This is a genomic window from Geofilum sp. OHC36d9, from assembly GCF_052400685.1.
GTDB lineage: Bacteria > Bacteroidota > Bacteroidia > Bacteroidales > Marinilabiliaceae > CAZHHH01.
Genome location: NZ_JBQTGJ010000025.1, coordinates 41217 through 52766, shown reverse-complemented (window position 1 = coordinate 52766; position 11550 = coordinate 41217). Strand labels below are relative to the sequence as shown.

Sequence of the window (11550 nt, the reverse complement as noted above, 5' to 3'; positions counted from 1 at the left end):
CCAGTATGATGTTTTATGTTTGTATCCCATTCAAGTAATGTTGTAAAATCTGTCAAGCTAATTTAGGATATTACATTGCAACTTTTCGGTTACCTGTTCCAATTTTTCGGGTGTCTGTTCTAACTTTTCGGTTATCTGTTCCAACTTTTCAGGTGTCTATTCCAACTTATCGGTCGTCTCTTCCAATTTTTCGGTTACTTGTTCCAACTTTTCGGTTAGCTGTTCCAACTTTTCGGTTAGCTGTTCCAACTTTTCGGGTGTCCGTTCCAACTTTTCGGTTAGCTGCTCTAACTTTTCGGGTGTCTGTTCCAACTTTTACGAAGCTTATTACACCGTTGACGATGTCTGTTACATCTTTTACGGCGCGTATAACACGGGAGCATTCACAATTCTCTGTGCGTTAATGCGCTCAAGTGTATAAATTTTGGATTAATCGGATTTATTCCAGGAAAAAAGACGGGCTGAGTAGCCCAAACGGATTGAGGCCCTTTTACCAAGTAAATAGCGATTAGGATATCCATTATCCGGAATGCGACAGGAACAGGTCTGATAGTCAGAGTAAGCAAAGAAGATAAAACGACTGCATTATGCTTGTACTAAAAAAGTGTCTGTACCATAGGAAACTCATATTTTCCCGGGACTTCGCAAGCCTTAAACATAAACTTACCAGCGTAAACAGACGCCTTTATGGATAACAGGCACCTCTACACGAGAGAAAATAAAAATTAAATGCTATTGACAGTCATTTTAACTATCAATAGCATAAAATATCGTTCATGTTAAACAGTACACCAATCGAAGTCAACGTCTGTTCGTATGCCATTTACGCCAACAAACGCGCATCCTGATATTGAGGTTTAAACAATTTTGTCAGGACGTCTTTCACTTCATCTTCAGCAGGATTGATATCAAAAATATGATCGGGCTTCATGTAAGTCACTTCTTTCTCACGCAAAAAACGTTTTTCACCGCCGCCTGTAATATTCAACATAATGACCGCGTCTTTGGCAACACGACCTGCTTTAACTTCACTTATTAATGAAGCCACAGCCACAGCTGCGGCTTGATGCACGTCATTACCTTCTAAGGAAAGGAACAAATCAGCAGCAGCTTCGAGTTCCTGGTTTGTAACGGCCAACACATCCCCCCCGGCATCGTTTAAGGCATCGTATAAGCCACCCGTCACAGGATATGGCGGCTTTCGGTTTGAAAGTACTTTACCCAAAATTTCTTCAACCTGCCGACGTGCCAAATCGGGATCGAGTGGTAACATTTCACGAGATCCGGCCTTCCAGGCATCATGAATAGGCAGGAAAGGCGCATTTTGCGACACCATCAGCTGCATTTTATGACGGCCAAAGCGGCCATCAACAATCAAACGTTCATTGGCCTCCCAGGCAGAGATGGCACCAGTACCACTTCCCACAGCCTGAAAATAATAGTCGGGAATTCGCCCAATAAAATGAGCCGCCGACAGAACAGTCGTGCCCATGCCGTCGCGCCGGGCAACATTTTTAGCGCCACCTTCACCAAAGAAACCGGGAATATTACATGCCGTATTTGATAAGGCAATGGCATCAAAATAATCGCTTCCAGTACGGGTTGCCACTAACCGGACATGCGGTTTAATGGGACTATCGAACCACATGGCATCCAGATTATCTTCGGGGACGCACAATAGCAAAGGGATATTATTATCGGAGCATACACGTGCAAAGGCCCGAGCCGTATTACCGGCAGAAGCCACGACCAAAACACCTTTATGATTATCTTCCAACCGGCCTCCCACGGCAAACGCTTCGGTTTCCTTGAAGGAACAAGTACGCATATTAGCGCCTTTTTCAGGCCAGTATCCACTAAAAGTAATATATAAATTATCAAGCCCTAAATGGGCAGCCAAACCTTCACTTTTATAAGTCACCGGTGCCGAAGAACCGGCCAGATAACGCTGAACGGGCAGCCAGTCAGCAAAACGAAAAATACCCATCGACTCATCTCTCACATTCAGTTGCACTTCTTCATAAACAGCACGAATCAACGTAGGGTCATCTTCTCCGGGGGCATCCAGAGTCCATCCCTTGTCGCTAAATTGTTGTCCGGTCTTCACCGATTGCAATAAGTACTGAGTAGGTCGAAAATCAATATCCATAATACATAACATTTTACTATGCCAAAAATAATGTATTATGCGCAATGATTTTTAGGTATAAATACCCATTTAGAGACGACTTAGATAATCCAAAACGCGGAACAAAATGAGATTATTACCATGTACATACTTAACGCCATTAAACATTTGCGTCTCAGAATCAACAAATTCACCGGCTGTTTTAAGCTCATCCAGGCCATTGTTAATCATCAAACGCAAACTATCGGGTGTTGTTTCGAGATGAAACTGAAGCCCCATGACCTTTTCGGCAAACAAAAAAGCCTGATTTTGGCAGGCCTCCGATTTTGCCAAATGAATGGCCCCCAGGGGCAAATCAAAGGTATCGCCATGCCAGTGAAAAACGACCGCTGAAGCCTCATTGAGTTCCAATATCTGCTGCATAGTATCATCCAACTGTATGGGAAACCAACCTATTTCCTTCTGCGCATTGGGAAAAACGCGGGCGCCCAAAACGTCGGCAATCAGCTGAGCGCCGAGACAGATTCCGAGGACAATTTTTCCGTGATCGATACATTGACGAATAAATATTTTTTCGTCAGGGAGCCATGGAAAATCTTTCACATCATAAATGCCCATGGGTCCGCCCATCACCAAAAGCATATCCAAAGTCTGTAAATCGGGCAGCGCATGGCCTTTGTACAAATGGCTATAAGAAACGGCTGCACCGTTGACCTCTGCCCAATCAAGCACAGCGCCAGGCCCTTCGTAAGGAACATGCTGAATACAATGAATCCTTAATTTTTTCATCTGAGTGTAATTTGTTTTTCAGTTGTCATATGAAACTCGTCAGGATAATCATACTTCTGTGTGTGAATCCATTCCCATGGCTCGTTTCATATGATTAAATTTATCTTTCAATGGTCATATGGAACTCTCGATGAATTTTAATCATTCTCCTGTGTGTATTTTAGAATGCTAAAATTCATGTTCGTTTCATATGATTAACACTATTGTCCGGTAAAAAATAGATTCTCTATTTAAGTGCTCAAGCCGCACGGGCTTTTACTTTTTTTCAACAGCAAAAAAAAGTAAACAAAAAATGCCGCCGCTGCAAGTAATTTCCTAAAAATCAATTTCATTGTCTAAAATCCGGGAACTCGCTTCGCTCAAACAGCCCGGATTTCTTTACGCCAATAAAATTGATTTTCTTAACGGAAATTTCTTGAGGCGGAAAGCAACCCCAATATCTCCTAAAATCTCTGACTATCACATTGGATCTGGGTTCTAATCATTTCTCTAAATTTTTACCGGACACCAATGTATGATTAAATTAAATTTTCAAAAGCCATATGGAACTCGCCACAATTAATCATCCTCCTGTGTGTAAATCCATTCCCATGGCTCGTTTCATATGTAATGGCTATTATCCGGTAAAAGTAAATTTTTCATTTATGTGCTCAAGCCGCACGGGCTTTTACTTTTTTTACTCATTGAAGTTTTTTATTTCAAAGGAATTCGTGATCCGCTTCGCACATGATCAGAGGTATCAAAAAAAGCCATCCCTAACAGAGACGGCCTTTCAAGAATACTAACAGAAAATCATTATTTCGATTTATACACCCATACAGAGCTAAAACGACTCTGGCGGCGATAATTATTCATCACTTTAACAGCCTGATCGAAATCCTCAAACGACTCAAGTGCCACCCTGAAATGGCCTTTTCCATCATTTAAAACTTTAACACTATCGAAGCCCTGGTTCATCAATGCAGAAGAGACCGCCCGGGCCTTTGCGCTTTGTTTAAGGCTTGCAGCAATAATATGATAACGGGCCTTAGCCTTCGGTTCAGCAACAATTGGCTGAGCCTCCTTCATCACAAGGGGGACATCAGACACATCAGGTTGCACGGCAGGCATCTCAGCAACTACCGAAGGAATAAACGTTGTTGCAAATCCGGCCTGTTCCATTTGGGGCATTTTCAACTCAGTGGTTGTCAGCAAAAAGAAACAAGCCATTAATGCAGCCACTGCGGCCCAATGACGTGGTGATCGGCTACGCAATAAAGCAGACACCTTCACCTCACGATCCATGCGCACGACATAACGATAATCAACGGGTTCAAAATGGAAGGAAGACAACCCGAAAGCATCCGGCAAAAAAGCATTTACCTCTTTTGGCGTAAATAACAAATTACCGATGGCATCACCACGCAGCGTTCCAATCTCGCCCAATTCAACCGCTTCGCCATTAAAAATACGAACCTTCAAATCGGCGACAAAATTTTTAATTTTTTCGGCAGCAGAGGCATAACTGATCTCTTCGTAGCGTGCTATATGATTGGTGAGCAACCCGTCGTTATGCAAGAGACTGCGATTAAATCCTATCTCCTTGACCGGCGGCAAAAACAAATGCTTTTCCTCATCCACGGCAGCACTCTTCTGGTTGGCCACAAAGCCTCCCAAACCGGGAACAATTACACAGTCATGGTAATGCAATAGATGCGATATATAGTCAATCATAATGGTCATATTTGCAAATGTAAGAAAATTTAATGGCCCATGCATACTCAATTTGTTAACAACCGTTGATAAATTGTTGACAACTTTTACGTCTTCCTGACCACCCAAAACACTAAAAACTAAAAATCAAACCATTGTTCAGTACGCTCCCCGGAAAAGACTCTCCTTTTGGTTGTATTTTATTTCTTACAGCCACACTCAACACTCATGTAATAATCACCCCCATTTATAAAAATCATAAACCGGCGAAACCAAACAGTTGATGATAATCTTTATCGAGTGTTTATAATTTGATTTTTACGGTCACATGGAACTCACCGGAATTAATCATTTTCTTGTATGTGTGAAATACCAAAGTTAAAATCGCGACTTTATGAACAGGTACTAATGATTGAGGGGGTGACTTAAGGTCACCCCCTCAATTATCAAAATTATAGTAACCCAGAGTTTGCCAGAAAGCTAAAACACTATGTTACGCCAGCACTAAAGAAACTCATTCACAACAAAAAAGATATCTCATCCGAATTTCTAAAACCTAAAAAATAAACGAATTTGTCATCGAAGTTTCTTATTGCTGTTACTTCATTTAAAAGTTAAATAAATTACTCAACGATAAATTCATCCACATCAATGTACCCTTTGAGTCCCAACTCTTTTTCAGCGATGGCAAAAAGCCCCACTTTAGCACCTATCCACATGCCTTCACTAGCCATCACACTTTCACCCAATGGTAAAAAGGTCTCGCCATCAATACTGTAGTAAAAAGAACTTTCACCACCATTCTTGACAGCCACACGTAAATAAATTTCGCTCACATTCACCCCGGCTGTTTCAACCACTTTTTCGGGATTACTACGACGCGCCTCAATTGAAGCAGTATTTTTAATACGATACTGACCTTTTCTTTTCTCCACTTCCAAAGTAAAAATATTGTATCCCATGACCACTAAGCCAGCCCTCTCATTTTCACGCAATCCGGCAAAATCCACTTTGGCAGTGGCCGTAAAAACGGGAGCAGGGAATTTCTGAAGGAACAAGTTAGGTGCCTCCCAAAGATTAAGCATATATTCACGCACAAACAGACTTTTAAGTCTCAAGTACCCTTCTCTATCGGTGGTTGAATACCAATTATTATAGAAATTAGCATGCCACTGCCATTGTAAACCGTAGCCATCGTTAAAGTCATCGTTGACAGGCAGAGATGTAATTTTGAAATCACCTTTAATCTTCGGTTTTTTATGCACTAAAACAGGTTCTCCAACACCATCCTTATCATCATCAGAACCTATCACAGGCCAGTCTTTGACCCATTTAACAGGTTGTAAGTAAACCACCCGTCCGTAAACACCCTGATCCTGAAAATGCATAAACCAGCCGTCGCCATTATCAAGTTCTACATATCCTCCCTGGTGGGGCCCATTAATATTAGTATTACCCTGCGCCATCACAATTCGGTCTTCGTAAGGGCCAAAAATATTTCTGGACCGCATAACCACCTGCCAACCGGTTGAAACACCTCCAGCCGGGGCAAAGATATAGTAATAACCATTACGTTTATACAATTTAGGGCCTTCCATTGTAGGATGTTTCGGTTTACCATCGAACACAATGGTACCGTCATCAATCACTTTATCGCCTTCGGGCGACAGTTCATGAATTTGCAGCAAATGCTTCACCCCTGCCCGACTGCGAGCGAAGGCATGAACCAGATACATTTTGCCATCTTCATCCCATAGTGGACATGCATCAATGTTACCCATTGCCTTTTTTACCAGCACCGGGTCACTCCACTCTCCCTCGGGGTTGGTGGTCTTAATCATATAAATGCCCCTATCAGGATCGCCCCAATAAATATAAAATACGCCATTGTGCCACCGAATAGAAGGGGCCCACACGCCATTGCCATGTTGAGGCTTATCAAAAGCGTTATCGGGGAATCGGGGCAACGCATAATTGACCAACTGCCAGTTTACCAAATCCTTTGAATGCAAAACAGGCAAACCAGGGAAACAGTTAAACGAAGAAGCGGTTAAATAAAAATCATCGCCTACCTTCACAACATCGGGATCAGAAAAATCCTGATAAATAACCGGGTTTTTATAGGTTCCGTCACCATTATCGGGGGTCCAAACACCATGGTTTTCAGATTGAGCACTAAGTCCCACCATGATCAAGGTTAGTCCGGCAATAAAAATAATTGTTTTCTTCATGTCGTTACTTACTTAAAACTGTGAATATCAAAATACCAATTATTGTTTTCCGTCATTAGAAACGGAAATTTTTCGAGCCTTATACACTGAAGGTGCTTCGCCAAAAAGTTGTTTAAAACATTTGCTAAAATACCTCGGATCGTTAATGCCTACCATGTAGGATATTTGAGTCATATTATACTGACCCGTTTCAATGAGTTGTGCAGCACGTTTCAATCTCATTTCCCTAATATATTCGATGGGAGCCAGTCCTGTCAACGACTTCAATTTCTTAAAAAACACCGAACGACTCACATTCATTTCAGAGACCAAATCTTCAACAACCAATGCACCATTATCAATATTTTTTTCCATCACAGCCTTTAAATCAGACAAAAACTTCTCATCGAGTCTGGTGACCTCCGGAATTGAAGGATTCAAATACTCAGTAAAACTAAAGTTGTGATTAGCAAGTTGTAATTTTTTACGCTGGTCCAACAAATTACGGATACGCGATTGTAAATAAACCATACTAAACGGCTTGGTAATATAATCATCAGCCCCTTTATCAATTCCTTCGAGCCGGCTCTCAAGGTTTACTTTTGCCGACAGAAGGACAAACGGGATATGTGAAGTTTCGATATTGGATCGAATGAGTTTAAGGAATTCAATGCCATCCATCAGGGGCATCATAACGTCGCTGATAATAAAATCGGGCGTCATTTTAAGAGCCAGTTCCATTCCTTCCTTTCCATTGGCAGCCTCAAAAATCTCAAATTCATCCTGCAGCGATTCTCTAATAAACAAGCGGACATCCTCATTATCTTCAACTATCAGCAGAGAATGACGGGCCGTCAGACCATCATCATCGAGCGGCGAGTTGGTCGCATCTACACTAGCGTCATCTGCAAGGCAAGTCTGACTCTCCAATTCAATAACCGGCTCGACAATTTCAGTACCTGGCTCAAAATGATCCCTCCCCTTGGGTAGTAAAATCGAAAAAGTAGTACCTCTCGTTTCACCTTTGGCAACTGTTACCTTACCATGATGCAACTCCACCAGCTTTTTCACTATTGACAATCCAATACCAGAGCTATCCTTTTTGGGTCTATTACAATCGCTAAGGTTTTCGAATCGTAAAAAAGCCGATTCAACAAAATCATCTGCTATTCCGATTCCGTCATCCGAAATATCGATCCGTACCCAATTACCGGCATCCAAAATATACAATTTCACAAACAGCCCTGCATCCAGATACTTAAAAGCATTCGACAACAAATTGAATATTATCTTCTCCAGCTTATCAACATCGACCCAAAGTCGGAGTTCATCGCAACTACACTCCAGTGAAAACTCGACGTTTCTTTCCATCGCCGTCAACCTGAAGTTATCCATGACTCTGGAAACAAATGAAACAATTTCAATATTTTCTATTTTCAATTTAGCGGGTATCTGCTGTAGTTTGACAAAATCGAGGACCTGATTAACCATCTCAAGCAACCGCGTACTATTTTTAGCCACCATCGAAAGCTTATTTCTGACCACTTCGGGCAACGAATTAATTTTCATCACCTGTTCAAGCGGCCCGGTAATAAGAGTCAGCGGAGTTCTCAGTTCATGCGAGATATCGGTAAAAAAATTAAACTTCATTTCGGCCAATTTATGTTCCATTTCAACCTTATTACGCAACCGATAAATTGTAAAAAAGATATAAATTGAAACAGAAGTAATTGATGCCACAAACAAAAAATAGATAAGATAAGCCCAGGGAGTTTCCCAAAAAGAGGGCAGAATAACAATACTCAACTGTCTTTCATTGTCAACCCAGGTGCCATCTCCATTGGTCGATTTAACCCTTAAAAGATATTTGCCATGCGGCAATTTGGTATAATGTACCAACCGCTGGTGGTCCAAAAACTTCCATTCGCTATCAACCCCTTCCAGAATAGCAGCATATTTAACCGATTCAGGAAATTTAAGGTCGAGCGCCGCAAATCCAACAGAAAAAATATTTTGATTATGTTTCAGAACAATCTCGTTCTGCATATCAAGATGCTGGGAAAGAACAGAGCCGGGATCAACTTTAACTTTGCGGTTAAACAGTCTCAGGTCGGTAAAAACCAAAGGCGGCACAAACCCATCTTTTTGAATGGAGTCCGGATGAAAGAACAGCACACCCTGACTGGTTCCAAACCACAACTTTCCAGATTTATCGATACAATTAGCAGCCTCAGAGAAGCTCAGATACCGCAAATAATCCTTTTTATCAAAATTGATAAACTCCTTTGTTTCAGAATTAAACTTTGCAATACTATTTTCGGATGACAGCCACAAAAAACCCTTATCGTCCTCCACAATACTGAGTAATACATCGGAGGCCAAACCATCCTCTTTGTTAAAATACTCAAAACGGAAATGGGCTGGCCGGTCATTTACTTTCACCAATTTATTTAATCCGCCTCCAAAAGTGGCAACAAACACCTCCCCTTTGGAAGTCACCACAACATCATGTACATCATTATTACTCAAGCAAGTAGAATCATTTGCAAGATATGTAAAATGCGTAAACTGTATTTTTTCGGGGTCATTAAAATTACCATTAAAAAGGATCAACCCATTGGTTGTGGCGACAAAAATAGTTCCATCACGATCAGAGGTAATCATTCTGACACGCTGTGATTTATTAACAGGATAGCCTACAAGATGATTTCTATGGTTCAAAAAATAAACCCTTCCATTGTTGTCACGCTGTAAAAGGTTTATTCCACCGCCATAAGTAGCAATCCACAAACGCCCTTTATAATCCTTATGAATATCATAAACATTGTCGTTACTGAGGCTGTAAAGGTCTGTCTGATCAAACCTAAAATTCTCAACATCGAATGAAGAAAGGTCACTTTTATTGGGAGTTAGTTTAATAATTCCCGCACCTTTCGTTCCTAACCAAATATTTTCATCATCATCCTGCGTAATTGAATAAATGCTTGCAAATGAGAATTTACTATCAGAGGATAATTTTCCATTTTTATTCAGAAACCCCAGGCGCCGTCTGTTTTTATCGAATAAGACCAAACGCCCTGTTTTATCGGCCAGCCAGATTCGATTCATATGATCTTCAAAAACACTTCTCACACTGTTCTCATTAAACACATTTGATTGAGAGTCAACCTGCAAGATACCAAATTTTGTTTTTAAAAAAGTAAACCTTTCCAACCCTTTAGACCTGGTACATACCCATAAATTTCCTTGTCGATCGGAGTACATACGATGCAATTTTTCAGAAAACTGCCATAATTTATCCAACTTGTTAAAAAACGGCACAACAGACTGAGTCTCCCTGTCAAAATAAGACAGGCCACCGCCCATTGGATGAATCCAAAGCACCTTGTTAATATCCTCCAGAATCATAAAAGGTACAGCATCGAGACTGTCAAAAGAAATAGGGGGTAAATGATGCTTTGTAAAACTCATGTTATTTGGATTAAATTGAGTAATACTTCGTATATTTTGCTGAATCCAAATATTATCTTCGCTATCTTTAAACGTTTTCTGAATAAACACATCACTTAAACCTGGACTATTTTGGTGTGTAAAATGCATGGGAGTTGCGCTTGAGTCGTCATATACAAACACCCCATCGGTTCGGGTAGCAATAAACACCTTTCCGGACTTAAACTTATGAAAACTAACAATATCAGCATCGGTTGACAATTGTAACAAAACAAACAGCCCCTCGTGTTTACGATATTTCCAGATACGACCATTAACCGATCCAAACCACAATTCGTCACCTTTATCCAAAAAGCAAAAAAAAGGTTGTCTATCACGAGACGTTTCGTCATTCTCAGTAAAATAAGGGACAGAAATACCATCCTCGTTTCCGATAAATAGTAATCCATTATCGGTCAATACCCACTCATTTCCGTCCTCATCATTCACAATACCAGAAATACTATTTCCGGCCAAATGTTGATTTTTTTGGAAATAGAGTTTGGAAGTCACATCAAAGGTAGCAGTATCAGTGGTCACCCTGATCGCCCCCTCTTCATCACTCACCAGCCAAGTTACACCATTTGAAAGTGAAATGATATTGGATACTGAAATATTAAAGGACTCTTCCCCCTTTGGAACATTGATAAAAGTCTCAGTTCTGGGATCAAACCGACAAACATTTTTCCCATAGTCAAGCAGCCATATAAACCCATATTTATCTTGCGTAATATAATCAATCCGGCTACTTGAAATCTCAACATCATCACCGGGACGAATTTTATAGGAGGTAAATGAATACCCATCAAAACGGCTCAACCCATCCCAGGTTCCCATCCACAGATAGCCCTTTTTATCCTGCAAAATACTCATCACCGTATTTTGCGCAAGGCCATCTTCAGCTGTATAATGATGCCAGATGTAATTGTTAAATGCCTTAACCTGCGTAACAGTTAACAAAAGGATAACCCAGAGATACTTGATCGCACCAGCACTAAATCCTGCTTTTTTCATTCCACTGCTTTTACTTTTTGGGGATCAACATTTCACAAGTCTCCAAAAATGCACAAAAATTAACAAATAAGGGTAATCTATTTAATTGACTAATCAAATAAAAACAAATATTACCCCTAAAAAACCAACTCATCCACATAATTGAATGGGTTTCGACGTTGTCTATAAAGCACAGGTTTTACGTTTGGCCTACTCCCAAACCGGTCATAAAAACCAGTAAGTGCCCAT

At 40.8% G+C, this 11550-nt stretch carries 6 protein-coding genes; all 6 read right to left on the bottom strand.

Annotation, left to right across the window (positions count from 1 at the left end; translation table 11 throughout):
• Window positions 1-156: 156 nt before the first annotated feature.
• Window positions 157-312: a hypothetical protein gene (locus ACT3CD_RS16075; protein WP_444646679.1), complete on the bottom strand. Its 156-nt coding sequence runs from the start codon at window positions 310-312 to the stop codon at window positions 157-159.
• Between the two features lie 511 nt (window positions 313-823).
• The gene (locus ACT3CD_RS16070) at window positions 824-2149 is read right to left on the bottom strand and encodes a cysteate synthase (RefSeq protein ID WP_444646678.1); all 1326 of its coding nucleotides are present in this window, start codon (window positions 2147-2149) and stop codon (window positions 824-826) included.
• A 69-nt stretch (window positions 2150-2218) separates the two neighbouring features.
• Complete coding sequence (locus ACT3CD_RS16065) at window positions 2219-2917, bottom strand: type 1 glutamine amidotransferase (protein WP_444646677.1); 699 nt, start codon at window positions 2915-2917, stop codon at window positions 2219-2221.
• Between the two features lie 795 nt (window positions 2918-3712).
• Window positions 3713-4630, bottom strand: a complete 918-nt coding sequence (locus ACT3CD_RS16060) for an HU domain-containing protein (protein ID WP_444646676.1) — start codon at window positions 4628-4630, stop codon at window positions 3713-3715.
• A gap of 602 nt (window positions 4631-5232) precedes the next feature.
• Complete coding sequence (locus tag ACT3CD_RS16055; RefSeq protein ID WP_444646675.1) at window positions 5233-6840, bottom strand: glycoside hydrolase family 43 protein; 1608 nt, start codon at window positions 6838-6840, stop codon at window positions 5233-5235.
• A gap of 39 nt (window positions 6841-6879) precedes the next feature.
• Window positions 6880-11322, bottom strand: a complete 4443-nt coding sequence (locus ACT3CD_RS16050) for a two-component regulator propeller domain-containing protein (protein ID WP_444646674.1) — start codon at window positions 11320-11322, stop codon at window positions 6880-6882.
• Between the last annotated feature and the right edge of the window lie 228 nt (window positions 11323-11550).

Bases quoted from the DNA above. Each gene is read 5' to 3' on its own strand.
- ACT3CD_RS16055 (WP_444646675.1), bottom strand. From the start codon at position 6,840: ATGAAGAAAACAATTATTTTTATTGCCGGACTAACCTTGATCATGGTG.
- ACT3CD_RS16060 (WP_444646676.1), bottom strand. From the start codon at position 4,630: ATGATTGACTATATATCGCATCTATTGCATTACCATGACTGTGTAATT.
- ACT3CD_RS16050 (WP_444646674.1), bottom strand. From the start codon at position 11,322: ATGAAAAAAGCAGGATTTAGTGCTGGTGCGATCAAGTATCTCTGGGTT.
- ACT3CD_RS16065 (WP_444646677.1), bottom strand. From the start codon at position 2,917: ATGAAAAAATTAAGGATTCATTGTATTCAGCATGTTCCTTACGAAGGG.
- ACT3CD_RS16070 (WP_444646678.1), bottom strand. From the start codon at position 2,149: ATGGATATTGATTTTCGACCTACTCAGTACTTATTGCAATCGGTGAAG.